Here is a 19209-nt window from a genome sequence, read left to right on the forward strand (position 1 = left end):
CAACGGTGGTCAAATTGGCGCAACGAAACACAGTTCAGTCAGCTTCCCTGCCTGGTTCGCCAAGGTCATATATTCCTTGAACCAATGCCATGTGCACGGTTGCGGAAATTTGTAGCACGGGCGCGCGCGTCACTCTGTCTGATGTACCCGAAGTGCTGCTAACTGCGACCAATTCTGAACCCCAGGTTCAGGATGCCGGCCTAGCGGCCAAGGCGGGGGCCTATTCAACGGCATCGGGACGTCCCGATGCCGTTTCCTTTTGTAGCAGCCCTTTCTGCGTCGATCACGATCCATGCAATACTGGCTGATGAAGTCCGAACCGGACGAAGCAAGCATCGACGATCTCGCGCACGCGCCGCAGCACTCGCTGCCGTGGACCGGCGTGCGCAACTATCAGGCGCGCAATTTCATGCGCGACACGATGAAGATCGGCGACGGCGTGCTGTTCTATCATTCGAGCTGCCCGGAACCGGGCATCGCGGGCCTCGCCGAAGTCTCGTCGACGCCCTACCCCGACCCCACCCAGTTCGATCCGACAAGCCCGTATTACGATCCGAAGTCGACGCAGGAAGCACCGCGCTGGCTGCTCGTCGACGTGCGCTTCGTGAAGAAGTCGCCGCTCGTGCCGCTCGCCGCGCTGCGCGAACACGACGAACTCGCCGACATGCGCGTGCTCGCGCGCGGCAACCGGCTGTCGATCACGCCCGTCACGCGTGCCGAGTGGCGCTTCATCACCGAAAAGCTGATGAAGTAGGCGTGCGCAGCAAGCGCGCGCGGCAAGCACACGCCAAAGGTCAAATCCGGTCAACACACGCCACCGCCACGGAACTCGCGGCGCGTTCGCGCAGCCTAAGCAAGCGCTGTCGCCGCGATCGGGCGGCGGCCGTTTTTCGTCGCGCGGTACGCCCGCGTCGCGCACGCGTGATCCGCCTGCGCGCCCTCGCTCAAGGAATCCAACAATGACCAAGAAATCCGCACTCGCGCTGTCGCTCGCCCTCGCCGCCGCCGTGCCCGTCGCGCTGACGCTCGCGTCGCCCGCCGCGCACGCGCAGACCGCGAACCCGCACTTCCCGGAGCCGGCAGGCGTGCTGTCGCTGTCGTCGCAGGCCAGCGCCGACGTGCCGCAGGACATCATCCACATCACGCTGTTCTACGAACAGCAGGCGAAAGACCCGGGCAGCCTGACGTCGGCGCTGAACCAGCGCGCCGACGCGGCGCTCGCGCAGGCGAAGGGCGTGTCGGGCGTCACCGCGCACACCGGCGCGTTCTCCGTCTATCCGAGCACCGATCGCGACGGAAAGATCTCCGCATGGCGCGGTCGCACCGAAGTCGTGCTCGAATCGCGCGATTTCGCGGCGGCGTCGAAGCTCGCGGGCCAGTTGTCGAACCAGATGCAGATCGCGAACGTCGAGTTCTCGTTGTCACCCGAAGCGCAGCGCGCGGCCGAGCAGAAGCTCACGACCGAAGCGATCAAGTCGTTCCGCGCACGCGCGGACGAAGCCGCGAAGGCGTTCGGCTACAACAGCTACTCGATTCGCGACGTGAACGTCGGCGGCAGCCGCAACGTGCAGCCGTACCCGCGCATGATGGCGATGGCCGCCGCACCGATGGACAGCGCGAAGATGAGCGCGCCGATTTCGGTCGAAGGCGGCAAGGCGACCGTGTCGGTCACGGTCAACGGCTCGGTGCAGATGAAGTAACGCGCATTGCGCAACACGCGGCAGATGTGAAAACGCCGGCCCTCGGGCCGGCGTTTTTCGTTTGCGATCCTGCGATCGACGCGCACGCCGATCGTGCGCGTCCGCATCGCATCAGGCATCAAGCATCACGTGCCACGCGTCACACCGCTCGCGCGTGACGCAACCGCATCACGCCGCGACATCACGCGACCGCATTCGCCGCGCGACGGCGATACGCCCACACCAGCAACGCGACGCCCGCGAGGATCATCGGCAGCGACAGCCACTGCCCCATCGACAGGCCGAGCGCGAGCAGGCCGAGGAAGTCGTCCGGTTCGCGCGCGAATTCGACCGTGAAACGCGCGAGCCCGTAGCCGATCAGGAACAGCGCGGAGATCGCACCCATCGGCCGCGGCTTGCGCGAGAAGAAGAACAGCACGAAGAACAGCGCAATGCCTTCGAGCGCGATTTCGTAGAGCTGCGAAGGATGGCGCGGCAGCATCTGGTACTGCATGAACACGTCGGCCAGATGCCACTTCTCGACGAGCGCCGGATGCTTCGGCAGCCATGCCGCATCGTCGCGCATCGCGCCCGGGAACAGCATCGCCCACGGCGCGTTCGGATCGGTCACGCGGCCCCACAGCTCGCCGTTGATGAAGTTGCCGAGCCGCCCGGCCGCGAGCCCGGTCGGCACCATCGGCGCGACGAAGTCGGTGACCTGCAGCCAGTGGCGCTTGCGCTGCCACGCGAACAGCGCCATCGCGAGCGTCACGCCGAGAAAGCCGCCGTGGAACGACATCCCGCCTTCCCACACCTTGAACACGTCGAGCGGATGCGAGAAGTAGAAGTCGGCCTTGTAGAACAGCACGTAGCCGAGCCGGCCGCCGAGCACGGTGCCGAGCACGCCGTAGAACATCATGTCGTCGATGTCCTTCGCGGTCCAGCCCTGCGCCGCGACGTGCGGCAGCTTCAGGCGGATCCGGCCGACGACGATCGCCGCGATGAAGCCGACGAGATACATGAGGCCGTACCAGCGCACGGCCAGCGGCCCGAGGTGGATCGCTACGGGGTCGAAATTCGGGTGAATGATCATGGGTTAGCGATGAAGTTTTCGAATGCGGTACGGCGCTCGCACCGGCGCCGCACCGCGCATTGGACGGCGCCGGCGCGCCATCGTTCGCGTCACGTGGCGAGCCCCTGCGCGCGCACGACGTCGATGAAGCCGGCGAGCACCGGGCTGACGTCGCCCGTGCGCCACACGAGGCCGGTTTCGACGACCGGCGCGTCGCCGGCGAGCGGCCGGTAGACCACGCCGGTGCGCCGCAGGTTACGCAGCGACTGCGGCACCAGTGCGACACCCATGCCGGCCGACACGAGGCTGACGATCGTCTGCATCTGGATCGCCTCCTGGCCGATGCGCGGGGTTTCCCCCGCCGCGCCGTAGCAGCCCGTAATGATGTCATAAAAGCCGGGCGCCAAACGACGCGGGAAGATCACGAGCGGCAGCGCGGCCAGGTCGGCCAGATGCACGGGTTCGTCTTCCGACACGCCGTGCGCCGCGGCCGCCGGCATCGCGACCACCAGCGGCTCGCGCACGACCGGCAGGTACGACAGCCCGGCCGCGTGGCGCGGCGGCACCGGCGGAATCACGAGCCCCGCGTCGATGCGGCCCGCGACGAGTTCGTCGATCTGCACGTCGCTCGTCGCCTCCGCGAGCTGCAGCCGCACTTGCGGATAACGCGCGCCGAACGCGCGCAGCAGCGACGGCAGCAGCCCGTAATCGGCGGTCGACACGAACGCGAGCGACAGCGAACCGGCTTCGCCGCGCGCGAGGCGCCGTGCGAGCGGCGGCAGCGCGTCGGCCGACGCGAGCAGCCGGCGCACGTCCGGCAACAGCGCCGCACCGACCGCCGTCAGCGCGACCGAGCGCTTGGTGCGCGCGAACAGCGCGACGCCGAGCGTGTCCTCCAGCGCCCGGATCGCCTGCGACAGCGGCGGCTGCGTCATCGACAGGCGCTCGGCCGCGCGGCCGAAGTGGCGCTCGTCGGCCACGGTCACGAAATAGCGCCACTGGCGCAGGTCCGGCGTCGGTTCGGCCATCTCTCACTCATTTGTAAAACGACTTAATAAGCGACAAATAATATATTGGACATCCCAAACCGGAAACTCCATGCTTGATTGATCCGAACCGGTGCGCCGATCGCGGGCGTCGCCAATACAACGATGGAGTCCCCCATGCCGTACAACCGTCGCTCGAAGCACATCACGCAAGGCGTGGCCCGTTCGCCGAACCGCTCGATGTATTACGCCCTCGGCTACCAGAAGGACGATTTCGACAAGCCGATGATCGGCATCGCAAACGGCCACTCGACGATCACGCCGTGCAACTCGGGCCTGCAGCGGCTGTCGGATGCGGCCGTCGCGGCGGTGAAGGCGGCCGATGCCAACCCGCAGATCTTCGGCACGCCGACGATCTCGGACGGCATGTCGATGGGCACCGAGGGGATGAAGTACTCGCTGGTGTCGCGCGAGGTGATCGCCGACTGCATCGAGACCTGCGTACAGGGCCAGTGGATGGACGGCGTGGTGGTGGTCGGCGGCTGCGACAAGAACATGCCGGGCGGGATGATCGCGCTCGCGCGCCTGAACGTGCCGGGCATCTACGTGTACGGCGGCACGATCCGCCCCGGCCACTGGAAGGGCCGCGACCTGACGATCGTGTCGTCGTTCGAGGCGGTCGGCGAGTTCACCGCGGGCCGGATGTCGCAGGAAGATTTCGAAGGGGTCGAGAAGAACGCGTGCCCGACGTCGGGCTCGTGCGGCGGGATGTACACCGCGAACACGATGAGCTCGTCGTTCGAGGCGCTCGGCATGTCGCTGATGTACTCGTCGACGATGGCGAACCCCGATCAGGAAAAGGTCGATTCGGCCGCCGAGTCGGCGCGCGTGCTGGTCGAGGCCGTGAAGCGCGACCTGAAGCCGCGCGACATCATCACCAGGGAGTCGATCGAGAACGCGGTATCGCTGATCATGGCGACCGGCGGCTCGACCAATGCGGTGCTGCACTATCTCGCGATCGCGCACGCGGCCGAGGTCGACTGGACGATCGACGACTTCGAGCGCATCCGCAAGCGCGTGCCGGTGATCTGCGACCTGAAGCCGTCGGGCCAGTACGTCGCGACCGACCTGCACCAGGCCGGCGGCATCCCGCAGGTGCTGCGGATCCTGCTCGATGCGGGGTTGCTGCACGGCGGCTGCATGACGATCACCGGCCGCACGCTCGCCGAGGAGCTGAAGGACGTGCCGGGCGTGCCGCGCGCGGACCAGAAGGTGATCTTCCCGATCGATCGCGCACTGTACCAGGAAGGCCATCTCGCGATCCTGAAGGGCAACCTCGCGGAAGACGGCGCGGTGGCGAAGATCACCGGCCTGAAGAACCCGGTGATCACCGGCCCGGCGCGCGTGTTCGACGACGAGCAAAGCGCGATGGACGCGATCCTCGGCGACCGGATCCGCGCGGGCGACGTGCTGGTGCTGCGCTATCTCGGCCCGCAGGGCGGCCCCGGCATGCCGGAAATGCTCGCGCCGACGTCAGCGATCATCGGCAAGGGGCTCGGCGAATCGGTCGGCTTCATCACCGACGGCCGCTTCTCGGGCGGCACCTGGGGGATGGTGGTCGGGCACGTCGCGCCCGAAGCGTTCGTCGGCGGCACGATCGCGCTCGTGCAGGAAGGCGACTCGATCACGATCGATGCGCACCGGCTGGTGCTGCAGCTGAATGTCGACGACGCGGAGCTCGCGCGCCGGCGCGCCGCGTGGAAGCAGCCGGCGCCGCGCTACACGCGCGGCGTGCTCGCCAAGTTCGCGGCGCTCGCGCGTCCGGCGAACCAGGGCGCCGTCACCGGCTGATGCGGCGCGCGGGGCATGCGACCCCATTGCGACCGCCGGGGAAACGCGCAAAACGCGCTTTCCCTTTGCTTTTATAATGCGCGGACCTGAAGCCGGCCGTCCCCGCCGGCGGAGAACCGCATGAAACAGACGATATTGCGCGCGCTGCTCGTGGCGCTGCTGACCGGCAGCGCGGCGGCGGCACACGCCGACCCGGCCGGCGACGGGTTCGCGCTCGCGCAGCGCAAGAACTGCATGGCCTGCCATGCGGTCGGCAAGCCGCTGATGGGCCCGTCGTTCCACGACATCGCCGGCAAGTACGTGGCGCGCACCGACGCCGTCGATTACCTCGCGCAATCGATCGTGAAAGGCAGCGTCGGGGTGTGGGGTGGCGTGCCGATGCCCGCCAATACGCAGTTGACGAGCGCAGAAGCGCACACGCTCTCGCAATGGGTGCTGTCGCTGCGCTGAACCGGATGACCAGGTGCGTGCATCGCGTGCCGCGCCCTGCGCCCGGCAGCGTTCCGCGCTTGTCGTTGCAACCGGCCGGCAATCGTCAGCGACGATGACTGGAGCCGCGCCCGCGGCTGCCGCGCACGAAATGTGCGGCGGGCTCAGCCTGAATGACCGGTCCGGCGGCGGGCGATCTCCGCATCGACCGCGTCGCGAACCCACTCCATCACTTCGGTTTCGAGCGCTAGCGCCACTTCGCGCGTGATCTGGCCGACGAGCCAGGCCGTATGGTCGTGCAACGCGTCGCGACAGCGGGCCTCGATGGCCTCGCGCCCTTCCCCGGTCAGATAATTCGTCAGCCGATTGCGCAGACGCTCGGCGATATGCTGCGTGTCCTCCGCCGTCAGCGCGGCGGCTACATGCGCGTCCGGATGCGACGCGCCGGTGAGTTGAGCGGTAGCCAGCCCGCCGGCAGCCGGTGCAATCGCGTGGGGCAGCATCGCTTCGCCAGCATCGCGCGGCATCGCGGCAACGCCGGCCTGCTGCGCATCTTCGTCTTCGGCGGCCAGTGCGGAGCGCAGCGGCGCCTGCGCCGCAGCCGACTCTTCGGCGACGACGCGCCCCGCGGCACCGGGTTGCGCCGGCGCATCGCTGTCGCCCGGCAACTCGACGGTCGGGACGGCCGGCGTCGGCACCGGCTCGACCACCACGAATTCGGGGTCCGTGCCCGGCTGCTCCGGCGCGGCGGACGCCCGAGCCGGATGGCCTGATACCAGCACGTCAGTCAGCACCGGCACTGCGCCAACGTCGTGCGGCGGCGCATCGGCCGCGGACGAACGCGCCGGCACCGGCTTGCCCGGCACCAGCACGTCGGTCAGTGTCGGGATCGAAGAGGATTCGGCTTGTGTCACGGGAACGCTCCGTCGACGGTTTCGGCTAACTGCCCTGCTTGTAGTTGTTCAGCGCGTAGCCGCGATCGCGATAGAAGCGGTAGCGGTCGCGGCCCGCGGCCAGCTCGTCCGGCGCATTGCCGACCACTTCGAGCAGGCGCTCGAAGCGGGCGAACTGTGCAGGTACGGCCGCGCCGAGGTTCAGCAGCACATGATGATGCGGCGCCTGGTCGAGATCGGCGGCCAGCACGATCGGCGTGCCGGCCGCGTGCGCGCTGTCGACGCCGCAGTGCGGAATGAAATCGAGCGGCGAGAACGTCCAGAGCCGCTCGTCGAGCGCGCGCAGGCGCGCGGGCTCCGCGAGCACGACGACCGGCTGCCCGGCCTGGTAGGCCTTGCGCAGCAGCCGGCAGGCGTATGCGAGCGAATCGCCGACGTTCGAATGGAAATCGATTCGCGTCATTGCCCGCGTACCCGCATCGTCGTGAGACCTGCCATCACTGGCCGGCGCGGTCGATCAGGAACTGCGCGAGCAGCGGCACCGGACGGCCGGTCGCGCCCTTCGCCGCGCCGCCCTTCCACGCGGTGCCGGCGATGTCCAGGTGCGCCCACGGATAGCTGTCGGTGAAGCGCGACAGGAAGCACGCCGCCGTCACGGCACCTGCCGGACGCCCGCCGATGTTCGCGATGTCCGCGAAATTCGACTTCAGCTGATCCTGGTACTCGTCGTCGAGCGGCATGCGCCATGCCGGATCGTTCGCTTCGCGCGATGCGTCGAGCAGTTCGCCCGCGAGTGCGTCGTCCTTCGAGAACAGGCCGCTGTTGTGGGCACCGAGCGCGATCACGCAGGCGCCCGTGAGCGTCGCCACGTCGATCACCGCGGCCGGCTTGAAGCGCTCCGCATAAGTGAGCGCGTCGCACAGGATCAGGCGGCCCTCGGCGTCGGTGTTGAGCACCTCGATCGTCAGCCCCTTCATGCTGGTGACGATGTCGCCCGGCTTGGTCGCGTTGCCGCCCGGCATGTTCTCGCAGGTCGGCACGATCGCGACGACGTTGATCTTCAGGCCCATTTCGGCGACCGCACGCATCGTGCCGAGCACCGAACCCGCGCCGCACATGTCGTACTTCATCTCGTCCATGCCCTCGCCCGGCTTCAGCGAGATGCCGCCCGTGTCGAACGTGATGCCCTTGCCGACCAGCACGACCGGCGCGGCCTTCGCGGCGGCGCCCTGGTAGTGCAGCACGATGAATTGCGGCGGCTCGACCGACGCACGCGCGACCGACAGGAACGAGCCCATCTTGAGCGCCTGGATCTGCTTCAGGCCGAGCACCTCGACCTTCAGACCCCAATCCTTCGCGATCTTCTTCGCAGTGTTGCCGAGATAGGTCGGCGTGCACACGTTGCCCGGCAGGTTGCCGAGGTCGCGCGTGAGGTCCATCCCGTTCGCCAGCGCGACGGCCTGCTTGACCGCCAGCTTCGCGGCCTTCTCATCGGCCGGATCGACGCTGAACACGACGCGCTTGAGCGTGTGCGACGCCGGTTCCGGCTTGCTCTTCATCTGCGTGAAGCGGTAGGTCTCGTTGCGCAGCGCGAGAATCGCCGCACGCACACCCCAGTCGGAGCCGCGCTCGTCGACCGGCAGCTGCGCGAGCGAGAACGTGACCTGGCCGACCTTGGTCGCGAGCAGCGCGCGCCATGCGGCCGTCACTGCGTCGTTGTAGGCTTTCTGATTGAAAGCATCCTGCTTGCCGAGGCCGACGAGCAGCACGCGCGATGCGCCGATGCCCGACACTTCGTGCAGGAACAGCGTCTTGCCGCGCTTGCCGTCCATGTCGCCGGCCTTCACCACGCGCGAGATCAGCCCCTTGGTGGCCGTGTCGATGTCGAGCGCCGCGCCCGAGAGAGTCTGCGCCTCGAAGATGCCGAGCACGATGCAGTCGGACTTCCCGGTCAGGAACCCCTTGGCCTCGCCTTTGCTCCAATCACAGCCTTTTATGCTAAAGTCCATCGCGCTTGTCCTCGGATAAAATCTGGGCTAAGGATGAAAGCCGCAATTATCCGCTATTTTTCCCGTGGCGGCGCGAGCGCTCCACCACGCGTGCGCAGCCTCCCGCCCTCTTCTCATCAAGAATGATCTTCGAACGCTCCCTCCAGCGCGAGCTTGCGTATACGGCTGGCGCCGTGTTCATGGTGCTGCTCACGATCATGCTCACGACGATGATGATCCGCATCGTCGGCTATGCCGCGTCCGGCGAAATCGATCCGCGCGACGTGCTCGTGCTGATCGGCCTGACCGTGATCGGCTACCTCGCCGTGATGCTCGTCGTCACGCTGTTCGTGTCGATCCTGTTCGTGCTGACCCGGTGGTACCGGGACTCTGAAATGGTGGTCTGGCTTGCATCCGGCGTGAGCCTCACGCGCCTGATCAAGCCGATCGGCGTGTTCGCCACGCCGATCGTCCTGCTGATCGCGTTCTTCGCGTTCGTCGGCTGGCCGTGGTCGAACCAGCAGAGCAAGCTGATCAAGGCGCGCTTCCAGCAGCGCGACGAGATCTCGCTGCTCGCGCCGGGCCAGTTCCGCGAATCGGCGTCGAACCATCGCGTGTTCTTCATCGAGAAGATGTCGCCGGACCAGAGCAAGGTGCAGAACGTGTTCGTCACGTCGACCGAGAACGGCAAGGTCAACGTCGTCGTGTCGCACACCGGCCACACGGAAACGAAGGACGGCGATCGCTTCGTCGTACTGGAAGACGGCCGCCGCTACGACGGCACGCCCGGCCAGCCGAACTTCAAGATCATGGAGTTCCAGCGCTACGGCGTGAAGATCACGAGCGCCCCGGTCACCAACGTGCCGACCACCAACAGCACGCCGACACCGGACCTGCTGCGCAACCCGACGCGCGACAACCTCGCCGAATTCGCGTGGCGCGCGGGCCTGCCGCTGATCGCGATCAACCTGATGGTGCTCGGCATTCCGCTGTCGTACCAGAACCCGCGCCGCAGCCGCACGATCAACCTCGTGATGGCCGTGCTGATCTACCTGACGTACTCGAACCTGCTGAACGTCGTGCAGGCACAGATCGAGCAGGGCAAGATGTCGTTCGGCGTCGGCCTCGTCGGCCTGCACCTGGTCGTCGCGGCGATCGTCGCGTTCATCTTCTGGTTGCGCGTGCGCAATCGTCCGCTGTTTACACGCGCGCTGTTCGGCCGCTCGGGAGCATGATCGATGCGGCTCTATGAAAAATACTTCGCGCGGCAGATCTACGTCACGTTCATCTTCATCCTGTTCGCGTTCTCGGGCCTGTTCTTCTTCTTCGACCTGATCAGCGAACTGAACTCGGTCGGGCACGGCAACTACAAGTTCGGCTACGCGGTGCTGCGCGTCGCGCTGCAGACCCCGTCGCGCTTCTACGAGATCATCCCGGTCGCCGCGCTCATCAGCGCGATCTACGTGTTCGCGCAGATGGCCGCGAACTCGGAATTCACGATCTTCCGCGTGTCGGGCCTCGCGACCAACCAGGCGCTGCGCTCGCTGCTGAAGATCGGCGTGCCGCTCGTCATCATCACCTACCTGATCGGCGAATTCGTCGGCCCGTACGCCGACCAGCTGTCCGAACGCGTGCGGCTGCAGGCGCTCGGCGCGTCGGTGTCGTCGAACTTCCAGTCGGGCGTATGGGTGAAGGACACGCTCGCGGCCCGCGAGAACGGCGAGCAGGTCACGCGCTTCGTGAACGTCGGCAGCCTGTCGCCCGACTCGACGATCAGCAACGTGCGCATCTACGAGTTCGACTCGAAGTTCCAGCTGCAGAACGTGCGGATCGCGCAGACGGGCCGCTACGAGCCGCCCGGCCACTGGCTGCTCAAGGGCGTCACGGAAACCGAACTGACGCCGATCAAGCCGATCGGCGGCGCACCGGCAGACGCGCTGAACCCCGTGTACCGGTCGCAGCAGGTGACGCTGCCCGAATACCGGCTGCGCTCGGACCTGACGCCGCAGATCCTGTCGGTGCTGCTCGTGTCGCCGGAACGGATGTCGCTCATCAACCTGTTCCGCTACATCCAGCACTTGCGCGAAAACCAGCAGGACACGCAGCGCTACGACATCGCGCTGTGGCGCAAGCTGCTCTACCCGTTCGCGGTGTTCGTGATGCTCGTGCTGTCGCTGCCGTTCGCGTACCTGCACACGCGTGCCGGCGTGGTCGGCGTGAAGGTGTTCGGCGGCATCATGCTCGGCATGAGCTTCCAGCTGCTCAACACGCTGTTCTCGCACATCGGCACGCTGAACACGTGGCCCGCACCGCTGACCGCGGCGACGCCGGGCCTCATCTATCTCGCGCTCGGCCTGTTCGCGCTCAAGTGGGTCGACCGGCACTGAGCGCCGTCACGACGGAGGCTTCGACATGAGTTCGCACGGCATCGTCCTGTTCGGCCACGGCGCACGCGATCCGCGCTGGGCCGAGCCGTTCGAGCGGCTCGCCGCGCGGCTGCGCGGGGCCGGCTCCCCTGCTCCGCACGTGTCGCTCGCGTTTCTCGAACTGATGACGCCGTCGCTCGATACGGCCGTCGCCGCGCAAGTCGCGGCCGGCTGCACGCGCATCACCGTGGTACCCGTGTTCTTCGGTCAGGGCGGGCATGTGCGCCGCGACCTGCCGCAGCTCGTCGACGCATGCCGGGCCACGCATCCGGGCGTCGAGATCCGTTGCGCGACGGCCGTCGGGGAAGACGACGGCGTGCTCGATGCGATCGCGCGCTACTGCATCGACCAGCTCGGCCGCGACGCGTAAGCAAATCGCTGGCCGAAACGGCGAGCCCAAACGAAAAAGCGCCGGCTTCGGAAGCCGGCGCTTTTTTTGCCTGCGGATCGCATGTTCGACTCAGGCCGCATCCTGCAACGTATCGCCCTCTTTCACGTGCCGCACGCGTTCGGCGAACGCATCGCCGATCATCAGCAGGCTCGGTTCCGCCGGGTCGAGCCACGCCTGCGCGCCGCCCGCCGCCATCTGCCCGAGCGTCAGCGTCAGCGTGCGCTCGCGCGCGGTGCTGCAAGCCTCGACGATCGCCACCGGCGTCGCGCTCGCACGGCCCGCGTCGATCAGTTCCTGCGCGATGCCCGGCGCACTGTCGCGGCCCATGTAGTAGACGATCGAATCGGCGCGCGCGGCCTCGCGAATCTCGTCGCTGCCCGGTGCGCGGCTGTGCGTCGCGAACGCGACGCTGCGCGACACGCCGCGCAACGTCAGCGAGCGCTTCAGCGTCGCCGCGCCGGCCAGCGCCGCGGTGATGCCCGGTACGACCTCGAAATCGATGCCCGCCGCTTCGAGCGCGCGCATTTCCTCTTCGGCGCGACCGAACAGCATCGGGTCGCCGCCCTTCAGGCGCACCACGCACGCGTGCTCGCGCGCCGCGTCGACGATCTGCTTGTTGATGAAATGCTGCGCGGTCGAACGCTGCCCGCAACGCTTGCCGACCGCGATCTTGCGCGCGTTCGGTGCGTAGTCGAGCATCGCCGGCTCGACGAGCGCGTCGTGCAGCACGACGTCGGCTTGCTCGAGCAGCCGCATGCCGCGCACCGTGATGAGGTCCGCGGCGCCCGGCCCTGCTCCGATCAGATATACCTTGCCCATGTTTGTCGCTTCGCTTGGGGTCCCGCTCGTGCGGACGGCGGCCGGCCCGCGCCGCCGCGAGGGCGGCGCTGACCGCCGGTTAAGCCCGTTACGCCGAGAACGCCCGAATCATGCCGGCGGCGACCGTGTGGTGCGTCGCCTCGTCGATCAGCACGAACGCGCCCGTGCCCGGGTGCGCATCGTAGGTGTCGCAGACGATCGGCTTCTGCAGCGTCAGCGCGACGCGGCCGATGTCGTTCATCTTCAGTTCCTGGCGGTCGGTCGCGTGCGACAGCGTATGCACGTCGAGCACTTCCTTGACCGCGCCGATCTTCGCGAACACCGTGCTCGTGGTCTGCTTGAGCAGGTACTTGCGCTGCGGCGACAGCGGCGTCTCGTCGAACCAGCACAGGTCCGCCTCGAGCTTCTTCGCCGGCGCGACCGTCTCGGCGGTCGTGACGAACATGTCGCCGCGCGACACGTCGACGTCCTGTTCGAGGCGAATCGTCACCGTCTGGCCCGCGAACGCGTGCGCAACCGCCGCCGTGCCGCCCGGCACCGGCGCGATGATCTCGGCGACCGTCGCGGTGCGGTTCGACGGCAGCACGACGATTTCGTCACCGACCTTCACCTCGCCCGATTCGATCCGGCCCATGTAGCCGCGGAAATCGTCGGCCGAGCTGCCGTCCTGGCGTGCGACCCACTGCACCGGGAAGCGCAGCGCGTCGTGCGCTTGCGTCTCGACCGGCAGCGATTCGAGCAGGTCGAGCAGCGGCTCGCCCGCGTACCACGGCATGCGCTCGCTCGCGCCGACGATGTTGTCGCCCTTCAGCGCCGACACCGGCACGAAACGCACGTCCTTCAGGCCGAGCTGCTTCGCGAGCGCGACGTACGCGTCGCGGATCTCGTTGAAGCGCGCTTCGCTGTAGTCGATCAGGTCCATCTTGTTGATCGCGACGATCACGTGCTGCAGCGCGAGCAGCTTCACGATCGCGCTGTGGCGCTTCGTTTGCGGCAGCAGTTCCGCCACGCCGTTCTCGATCGTCACGCGCGTCGCGTCGACCAGGATGATCGCCGCATGCGCGGTCGATGCGCCCGTCACCATGTTGCGCGTGTACTGCTCGTGGCCCGGCGTGTCCGCGATGATGAACTTGCGCTTCGCGGTCGCGAAATAGCGGTAGGCGACGTCGATCGTGATGCCCTGCTCGCGCTCGGCCTCGAGCCCGTCCGTCAGCAGCGCGAGGTCGATCTCGTCGCCGACCGTGCGCTTGTTCTTCGCGCGCGACAGCGCGGACAGCTGGTCGGACAGCACGGCCTTGCTGTCGTACAGCAGGCGGCCGATCAGCGTGCTCTTGCCGTCGTCGACGCTGCCCGCGGTGATGAAACGCAACACGCCGAGGTCTTCGGTGTTCTCGATGATGCTCATGATGTGAATGTCCTCGTGTGCTTCAGAAATAACCTTGCTTCTTGCGCTGTTCCATCGCGGCTTCGGATGCCTGGTCGTCCATCCGGGTCGCGCCGCGTTCGGTGATCTCGGTCACCGCCGTCTCGGCGATGATTTTCTCGACGTCGTCCGCGTCGCTCTCGACCGGGCACGTGCAGCTGATGTCGCCAACGGTACGGAAGCGCACCTGCGCGAGTTCGCTCGTCTCGCCGTCACGCATCGGCGTGAGCGGCGTGACCGGCACGAGCAGCCCGTTGCGACGCACGATCTCGCGCTGGTGCGCGTAGTAGATCGACGGCAGTTCGAGGTTTTCGCGCGCGATGTACTGCCACACGTCGAGTTCCGTCCAGTTCGAGATCGGGAACACGCGCAGGTGCTCGCCGTTGTGCAGGCGCGCGTTGTACAGGCTCCACAGTTCCGGGCGCTGCGCCTTCGGATCCCACTGGCCGAATTCGTCGCGGAACGAGAAGATCCGCTCCTTCGCGCGCGCCTTCTCTTCGTCGCGGCGCGCGCCGCCGATCAGCGCCGTGTAGCCGTGCTGTTCGATCGTCTCGAGCAGCGTGACGGCCTGCGCGGCGTTGCGCGAATCGGTTTCGCGGCGCAGCACGACCGTGCCGCGCTTGATCGAATCCTCGACGTGGCCGACCACCAGCTCGGCGCCGAGCTCCTGCGCGCGGCGGTCGCGGAAGTCGATCACTTCCTCGTAGTTGTGGCCCGTGTCGATGTGCACGAGCGGGAACGGCAGCGTCGTCTTGCGGTTCGCGCCGAGGCCAAACGCCTTCAGCGCGAGGTGCAGCACGACGACCGAGTCCTTGCCGCCCGAGAACAACAGCGCCGGCTTGCTGCATTCGGCAACGAGTTCGCGCAGGATGTGGATCGACTCGGCTTCGAGCCAGTCGAGGTGGCCCATGCGGTCGTCGGCACCGGTGGGCGGGGCAAAGGCGGATTGCTCGAGCGTCGTGCTCATGATTTCAGTCCTTCTCTTCTGGGTTCGTGCCGCCCGCTGTCGCGGGCGGCGCAATATTCGGTTTCTTGTCGGCTTTCAGTGCGCGGCGCCGGCTTCGGCGTTCGCGGGAATCGGCGTGATCGTGATGTGCAGCCCGCATTCCTTCGTGTCGCGCGACTCCCACCACCAGCGGCCAGCCCGGCTGTCCTCGCCGGGGCGGATCGCGCGCGTACACGGCTCGCAGCCGATGCTCGGATAGCCGCGCGCGTGCAGCGGGTTGACCGGCACGTCGAACGCCTTCAGGTACGCCCACACGTCGGCTTCCGTCCAGTCGGCGAGCGGGTTGTACTTCGCGATCCCGCGCGCTTCGTCCTGTTCTTCCTCGTGCAGCTCCGCACGCGTGACCGACTGCTCGCGACGCTGGCCCGTGACCCACGCGCCGACGTCGGCCAGCGCGCGGTTCAGCGGCTCGACCTTGCGGATGTGGCAGCACGATTTGCGCAGCTCGACGCTTTCGTAGAACGCGTTCAGGCCGTGCTCGGCGACGTACTGGTCGACCGCGTCCTGCTGCGGATGAAACTGCTCGATCTCGTAGCCGTAGCGCTCGCGCACGCGGTCGATCATGCCCAGCGTTTCCGCATGCAGGCGGCCGGTGTTCAGCGAGAAGATGCCGATCGACACGCCCTTCGACAGGATCGCGTGCGTGAGCAGCATGTCTTCCGCGGCGAGGCTGCTCGCGAACTTCACCTTCTCGTGGCTCGCGCCGATCTGCGCGAGCAGCGCGTCGAGGCGCTCGACCTTCGCGGCGAGTTCGGGCGTCAGTGCGGTCGCGGCGCTCATGCGCTCACCTTCGCGTCGGCCGCGGCCGCGCGGCGGCGGAACAGCGGCGCCGGCTCGTCGAATGCGCCCTGGTAACGCTGCGTGAATTCGCCGAACGCGTTCAGCGCATCGTGGATGTCCTTGTCGGCCCGCACCGCGAACGCGTCGAAGCCGCAACGCGACATGTACAGCAGCTGGTCGCGCAGCACGTCGCCGATCGCGCGCAGCTCGCCGGTCCAGCCGTGGCGCTCGCGCAGCAGGCGCGCGATGCTGTAGCCGCGGCCGTCCGCGAAGCGCGGGAAATCGACGGCGATCAGCGAGATCGCACCGAAGTCGGCCACGAGGTCGGCCGGCTCGCTGTCCGGCGCGAGCCACACGCCGAGTTCGTCCTTCGTCTTCGCGGCGACGAGCGCCGCGCGCTCGGCCTGCCACAGGGTGAACGGCACCAGCACCTTGCCGGCCGGCAATGCGTCGACCGCGGGCAGCGCACCGTCTTCCGCCGCGCGCACGACCTGCCATGCGTCGTCGATCACTGCGCGGTTCTTGATAATCGAAGCCATCTGCAAATTCCTTCTACCCGGTTGGTTACGCGTTGACTGCCTGGCGCGCCGCATACACGCGCTCCTTGAACGGAGCGATGCCGATGCGGTCGTACGTGTCGATGAAGCGCTCGCCGTCGATGCGTGCCTCGACGAACGTGTCGATCAGCTTCGCGATCACGCCCGGCACTTCATCCGCGGAAAACGACGGCCCGATCACGCGGCCGAGGCGCGCGCCGTTGCGGCCCGTGCCCTGCTCGCCGCCGAGCGACACCTGGTACCACTCGGCACCGTCCTTGTCGACGCCGAGGATGCCGATGTTGCCCACGTGATGATGACCGCACGAGTTCATGCAACCGGAAATGTTCAGCGACAGGTCGCCGAGGTCGTACACGTAGTCCAGATCGTCGAAACGCTGCTGGATCGCCAGCGCGATCGGGATCGACTTCGCGTTCGCGAGCGAGCAGAAATCGCCGCCCGGGCACGCGATGATGTCGGTCAGCAGGCCGACGTTCGGCGTCGCGAAGCTGGCCGCCTTCGCCTTTTCCCACACCGTGAACAGGTCGCGCTTCTTCACGTTCGCGAGGATCAGGTTCTGCTCGTGCGACACGCGCAGTTCGCCAAGCGAGTACGCGTCGGCCCAGTCGGCCACCAGGTCCATCTGCGCGTCGGTCGCGTCGCCCGGGGCCACGCGGTGGTCCTTCAGCGACAGCGTGACCGCGGCATAGCCCGGCACCTTGTGCGGCGCGACGTTGCGCTCGACCCAGCGCGCGAACGCCTTGTTCTCGAGCAGGTGCTGTTCGAACGACGCGTCGGTGTCGGCCAGCTTCTCGTAGACGGGCGGCTGGAAGTACTGCGACACGCGGTCGACTTCCGCCTGCGTGAGCGTCGACGGGCCGTCCTTCAGGTGCTGCCACTCTTCCTCGACCTGCTGCGCGAACTTCGCGGGCGACAGCGCCTTCACGAGGATCTTGATACGCGCCTTGTACAGGTTGTCGCGGCGGCCGTAGCGGTTGTACACGCGCAGCACGGCTTCGCAATAGGTGAGCAGGTGCTGCCAGGGCAGGTCTTCCTTGATCACCGCGCCGATGATCGGCGTACGGCCGAGGCCGCCGCCCGCGAGGATGCTCGCGACCACCTCGCCCTGCGCGTTCTTCTTCAGGTACACGCCGAGATCGTGGATCTGCACGGCCGCGCGGTCGTGTGCCGAGCCCGACACCGCGATCTTGAACTTGCGCGGCAGCCACGCGAATTCGGGATGGAACGTCGACCACTGGCGCAGGATTTCCGACCACGGACGCGGATCGATTTCCTCGTCCTGGGCGACGCCCGCGAACTGGTCCGCCGTGATGTTGCGGATGCAGTTGCCCGAGGTCTGGATGCCGTGCATCTGCACCGACGCGAGCTTCGCGAGGATCTCGGGGGTTTCCTCGAGCTGGATCCAGTTGAACTGGATGTTCGAGCGGGTCGAGAAGTGGCCGTAGCCGCGGTCGTGTTCGCGGGCGATGCGCGCCAGCATCCGCAACTGGTCGCTGCGCAGGTTGCCGTACGGAATCGCGATGCGGTGCATGTACGCGTGGCGCTGCATGTACAGGCCGTTCTGCAGGCGCAGCGGACGGAATTCTTCTTCGCTCAACTCGCCCGACAGCCGGCGGCGCACCTGATCGCGGTACTGCGCGACACGCTCGTCGACGATCGTCTGGTCGTATTGGTCGTACTGATACATTCGGGGACCCCAGGGGTTTTCGTGGTGACCGCGCGACGTCCTAGCCACGTCGCGCCCGAATCTCCGTTCCGCCGCCATCGCCGGCCTTCCGCTGCCCGGCTGGATTGCTAATGACGAAAACAGATATCCATATTTGAAAAACTCCGGTGAATCGTAATAAACTCGCCTTATATTTCAAACGACTAAAAAATTCTGTTGATATGCGGAAGGGTTATAAATGAACCTGCACCAATTTCGCTTCGTGCGCGAGGCCGTCCGGCAGAATTTCAACCTCACCGAGGCCGCCAAGGCGCTCTACACGTCGCAACCGGGGGTGTCGAAGGCGATCATCGAGCTCGAGGACGAGCTCGGCGTGGAGATCTTCACGCGCCACGGCAAGCGCGTGCGCTCGCTCACCGAGCCGGGCAGGATCATCCTCGCATCGGTCGAGCGGATCCTGCAGGAAGTTGAAAGCCTTAAAAGGGTCGGAAAAGATTACGCGGCGCAGGATCAGGGCAACCTGACGATCGCCGCCACCCACACGCAGGCCCGCTACTCGCTGCCGGCCGCGATCGCCGAGTTCAAGAAGCGCTTCCCGAAGGTTCACCTGTCGATCCTGCAGGGCAGCCCGACGCAGGTCGCCGAGATGGTGATCCACGACCAGGCCGATCTCGCGATCGCGACCGAGGCGATCGCCGACTACAAGGAACTCGTGTCGCTGCCCTGCTTCCAGTGGCATCACGCGGCCGTGGTACCGGCCGACCATCCGCTGCTCGAACGCAAGCCGGTCACGCTGGACGATCTCGCGCAGTACCCGCTGATCACGTACGACGACGCGTTCGCCGGCCGCAAGAAGATCAATCATGCGTTCGCGCTGCGCGGGCTGTCGCCTGACATCGTGCTCGAGGCGATCGACGCCGATGTGATCAAGACCTATGTCGAACTCGGCCTCGGCGTCGGGATCATGGCCGATATCGCATTCAACCCGGAGCGCGACCGCAACCTGCGGCTGATTCCGGTCGGCCACCTGTTCGGCAGCAACGTGACGCGTGTCGCGCTCAAGCAGGGCGCCTATCTGCGCAGCTATGTGTATACGCTCGTCGAGCTGCTGTCGCCGACGCTGAACCGCAAGCTGATCGAGCAGGCGCTCAAGGGCGAATCCGAATCGTACGAGCTTTGACGGTCAGGTATAACGACAGGGGCGCAAATCGCGCCCCTTTTTATTGCCCGACGGAGATTTCCG

General features: G+C 66.9%; 19 protein-coding genes and 1 other RNA gene. 9 read left to right on the forward strand and 11 right to left on the reverse strand.

The annotated features are described in order from the left end of the window. Positions 1–41: 41 nt before the first annotated feature. The 3 genes from ssrS (at position 42) to NQV17_RS15970 (ending at position 1700) form a co-directional block, all read left to right on the forward strand. A non-coding RNA gene (gene ssrS / locus NQV17_RS15960) (6S RNA) lies at positions 42–223 on the forward strand. Between the two features lie 69 nt (positions 224–292). Beyond that, positions 293–754, forward strand: a complete 462-nt coding sequence (locus NQV17_RS15965; RefSeq protein ID WP_257772964.1) for an EVE domain-containing protein — start codon at positions 293–295, stop codon at positions 752–754. Positions 755–959: 205 nt separating this feature from the next. Further along, complete coding sequence (locus tag NQV17_RS15970; protein WP_044845633.1) at positions 960–1700, forward strand: SIMPL domain-containing protein; 741 nt, start codon at positions 960–962, stop codon at positions 1698–1700. A 181-nt stretch (positions 1701–1881) separates the two neighbouring features. Here the strand turns inward: NQV17_RS15970 and lgt are convergent, their stop codons facing one another. Both lgt and NQV17_RS15980 read right to left on the reverse strand, forming a co-directional pair. Further along, positions 1882–2772, reverse strand: a complete 891-nt coding sequence (gene lgt, locus NQV17_RS15975) for a prolipoprotein diacylglyceryl transferase (RefSeq protein ID WP_044845632.1) — start codon at positions 2770–2772, stop codon at positions 1882–1884. A gap of 89 nt (positions 2773–2861) precedes the next feature. Further along, positions 2862–3779 carry a LysR substrate-binding domain-containing protein gene (locus tag NQV17_RS15980; protein WP_044845631.1) on the reverse strand — a complete coding sequence of 306 codons (918 nt, stop codon included), beginning with the start codon at positions 3777–3779 and terminating at the stop codon, positions 2862–2864. Positions 3780–3914: 135 nt separating this feature from the next. On the opposite strand from NQV17_RS15980, the gene ilvD reads away from it, so the two are divergent. Both ilvD and NQV17_RS15990 read left to right on the forward strand, forming a co-directional pair. Then, positions 3915–5588, forward strand: a complete 1674-nt coding sequence (gene ilvD / locus NQV17_RS15985) for a dihydroxy-acid dehydratase (protein WP_044845630.1) — start codon at positions 3915–3917, stop codon at positions 5586–5588. 120 nt (positions 5589–5708) lie between these two features. After that, the gene (locus NQV17_RS15990; protein WP_257772965.1) at positions 5709–6038 is read left to right on the forward strand and encodes a c-type cytochrome; all 330 of its coding nucleotides are present in this window, start codon (positions 5709–5711) and stop codon (positions 6036–6038) included. A 143-nt stretch (positions 6039–6181) separates the two neighbouring features. On the opposite strand, the gene NQV17_RS15995 is transcribed toward NQV17_RS15990, so the two are convergent. The 3 genes from NQV17_RS15995 to NQV17_RS16005 are packed head-to-tail and all read right to left on the reverse strand — an operon-like array spanning position 6182 to position 8919. Next, the gene (locus NQV17_RS15995; protein ID WP_257772966.1) at positions 6182–6931 is read right to left on the reverse strand and encodes a DUF2486 family protein; all 750 of its coding nucleotides are present in this window, start codon (positions 6929–6931) and stop codon (positions 6182–6184) included. Between the two features lie 25 nt (positions 6932–6956). Beyond that, a complete protein-coding gene (locus tag NQV17_RS16000) occupies positions 6957–7373 on the reverse strand; it encodes a DNA polymerase III subunit chi (protein WP_006757287.1) in 417 nt (138 codons plus the stop codon). 34 nt (positions 7374–7407) lie between these two features. Continuing rightward, positions 7408–8919, reverse strand: a complete 1512-nt coding sequence (locus tag NQV17_RS16005) for a leucyl aminopeptidase (protein WP_124521534.1) — start codon at positions 8917–8919, stop codon at positions 7408–7410. 122 nt (positions 8920–9041) lie between these two features. Between NQV17_RS16005 and lptF the strand changes: the two genes are divergently transcribed. Genes lptF through NQV17_RS16020 form a run of 3 tightly spaced genes read left to right on the forward strand, consistent with a single transcriptional unit; the run spans position 9042 to position 11694 of the window. Further along, a complete protein-coding gene (gene lptF / locus NQV17_RS16010; RefSeq protein WP_257772967.1) occupies positions 9042–10133 on the forward strand; it encodes an LPS export ABC transporter permease LptF in 1092 nt (363 codons plus the stop codon). A 3-nt stretch (positions 10134–10136) separates the two neighbouring features. Beyond that, positions 10137–11285 (forward strand): LPS export ABC transporter permease LptG, encoded by a 1149-nt coding sequence (lptG, locus tag NQV17_RS16015; RefSeq protein WP_044845624.1) that lies wholly within the window; start codon positions 10137–10139, stop codon positions 11283–11285. Between the two features lie 25 nt (positions 11286–11310). After that, positions 11311–11694 carry a sirohydrochlorin chelatase gene (locus NQV17_RS16020; RefSeq protein WP_044845623.1) on the forward strand — a complete coding sequence of 128 codons (384 nt, stop codon included), beginning with the start codon at positions 11311–11313 and terminating at the stop codon, positions 11692–11694. Positions 11695–11784: 90 nt separating this feature from the next. Here the strand turns inward: NQV17_RS16020 and cobA are convergent, their stop codons facing one another. The 6 genes from cobA to NQV17_RS16050 all read right to left on the reverse strand — a co-directional run bounded on the left by cobA (position 11785) and on the right by NQV17_RS16050 (position 17987). Next, the gene (cobA, locus tag NQV17_RS16025) at positions 11785–12534 is read right to left on the reverse strand and encodes a uroporphyrinogen-III C-methyltransferase (RefSeq protein WP_257772968.1); all 750 of its coding nucleotides are present in this window, start codon (positions 12532–12534) and stop codon (positions 11785–11787) included. An 88-nt stretch (positions 12535–12622) separates the two neighbouring features. Continuing rightward, the gene (locus tag NQV17_RS16030) at positions 12623–13939 is read right to left on the reverse strand and encodes a sulfate adenylyltransferase subunit 1 (RefSeq protein ID WP_257772969.1); all 1317 of its coding nucleotides are present in this window, start codon (positions 13937–13939) and stop codon (positions 12623–12625) included. Positions 13940–13961: 22 nt separating this feature from the next. Then, entirely contained in the window at positions 13962–14924 is a 963-nt protein-coding gene (cysD, locus tag NQV17_RS16035) for a sulfate adenylyltransferase subunit CysD (protein WP_044845620.1), read from the reverse strand. 75 nt (positions 14925–14999) lie between these two features. Next, positions 15000–15743 carry a phosphoadenylyl-sulfate reductase gene (locus NQV17_RS16040; RefSeq protein WP_124572198.1) on the reverse strand — a complete coding sequence of 248 codons (744 nt, stop codon included), beginning with the start codon at positions 15741–15743 and terminating at the stop codon, positions 15000–15002. Beyond that, complete coding sequence (locus tag NQV17_RS16045; protein ID WP_044845618.1) at positions 15740–16282, reverse strand: DUF934 domain-containing protein; 543 nt, start codon at positions 16280–16282, stop codon at positions 15740–15742. The genes NQV17_RS16040 and NQV17_RS16045 overlap by 4 nt, the downstream gene beginning before the upstream one ends. Before the next feature lie 25 nt (positions 16283–16307). After that, on the reverse strand, positions 16308–17987 hold the full coding sequence (locus NQV17_RS16050) for a nitrite/sulfite reductase (RefSeq protein ID WP_257772970.1): 1680 nt from the start codon (positions 17985–17987) through the stop codon (positions 16308–16310). Positions 17988–18204: 217 nt separating this feature from the next. Here NQV17_RS16050 and NQV17_RS16055 point away from each other — a divergent pair, with 217 nt between their 5' ends. Next, positions 18205–19146 (forward strand): CysB family HTH-type transcriptional regulator, encoded by a 942-nt coding sequence (locus NQV17_RS16055; RefSeq protein ID WP_009689198.1) that lies wholly within the window; start codon positions 18205–18207, stop codon positions 19144–19146. Positions 19147–19209: the final 63 nt, after the last annotated feature.

It is taken from the genome of Burkholderia sp. SCN-KJ (assembly GCF_024656005.1).
Taxonomy (GTDB): domain Bacteria; phylum Pseudomonadota; class Gammaproteobacteria; order Burkholderiales; family Burkholderiaceae; genus Burkholderia.

Coding starts and splice junctions, on each gene's coding strand:
- NQV17_RS16045 (WP_044845618.1), bottom strand. CDS start 16,282: ATGGCTTCGATTATCAAGAACCGCGCAGTGATCGACGACGCATGGCAG.
- NQV17_RS16055 (WP_009689198.1), top strand. CDS start 18,205: ATGAACCTGCACCAATTTCGCTTCGTGCGCGAGGCCGTCCGGCAGAAT.
- NQV17_RS15970 (WP_044845633.1), top strand. CDS start 960: ATGACCAAGAAATCCGCACTCGCGCTGTCGCTCGCCCTCGCCGCCGCC.
- NQV17_RS15965 (WP_257772964.1), top strand. CDS start 293: ATGCAATACTGGCTGATGAAGTCCGAACCGGACGAAGCAAGCATCGAC.
- NQV17_RS16005 (WP_124521534.1), bottom strand. CDS start 8,919: ATGGACTTTAGCATAAAAGGCTGTGATTGGAGCAAAGGCGAGGCCAAG.
- NQV17_RS16000 (WP_006757287.1), bottom strand. CDS start 7,373: ATGACGCGAATCGATTTCCATTCGAACGTCGGCGATTCGCTCGCATAC.
- NQV17_RS16020 (WP_044845623.1), top strand. CDS start 11,311: ATGAGTTCGCACGGCATCGTCCTGTTCGGCCACGGCGCACGCGATCCG.
- NQV17_RS16040 (WP_124572198.1), bottom strand. CDS start 15,743: ATGAGCGCCGCGACCGCACTGACGCCCGAACTCGCCGCGAAGGTCGAG.
- NQV17_RS16050 (WP_257772970.1), bottom strand. CDS start 17,987: ATGTATCAGTACGACCAATACGACCAGACGATCGTCGACGAGCGTGTC.
- NQV17_RS16030 (WP_257772969.1), bottom strand. CDS start 13,939: ATGAGCATCATCGAGAACACCGAAGACCTCGGCGTGTTGCGTTTCATC.
- cobA (WP_257772968.1), bottom strand. CDS start 12,534: ATGGGCAAGGTATATCTGATCGGAGCAGGGCCGGGCGCCGCGGACCTC.
- lptF (WP_257772967.1), top strand. CDS start 9,042: ATGATCTTCGAACGCTCCCTCCAGCGCGAGCTTGCGTATACGGCTGGC.
- ilvD (WP_044845630.1), top strand. CDS start 3,915: ATGCCGTACAACCGTCGCTCGAAGCACATCACGCAAGGCGTGGCCCGT.
- lptG (WP_044845624.1), top strand. CDS start 10,137: ATGCGGCTCTATGAAAAATACTTCGCGCGGCAGATCTACGTCACGTTC.
- cysD (WP_044845620.1), bottom strand. CDS start 14,924: ATGAGCACGACGCTCGAGCAATCCGCCTTTGCCCCGCCCACCGGTGCC.
- NQV17_RS15990 (WP_257772965.1), top strand. CDS start 5,709: ATGAAACAGACGATATTGCGCGCGCTGCTCGTGGCGCTGCTGACCGGC.
- NQV17_RS15980 (WP_044845631.1), bottom strand. CDS start 3,779: ATGGCCGAACCGACGCCGGACCTGCGCCAGTGGCGCTATTTCGTGACC.
- lgt (WP_044845632.1), bottom strand. CDS start 2,772: ATGATCATTCACCCGAATTTCGACCCCGTAGCGATCCACCTCGGGCCG.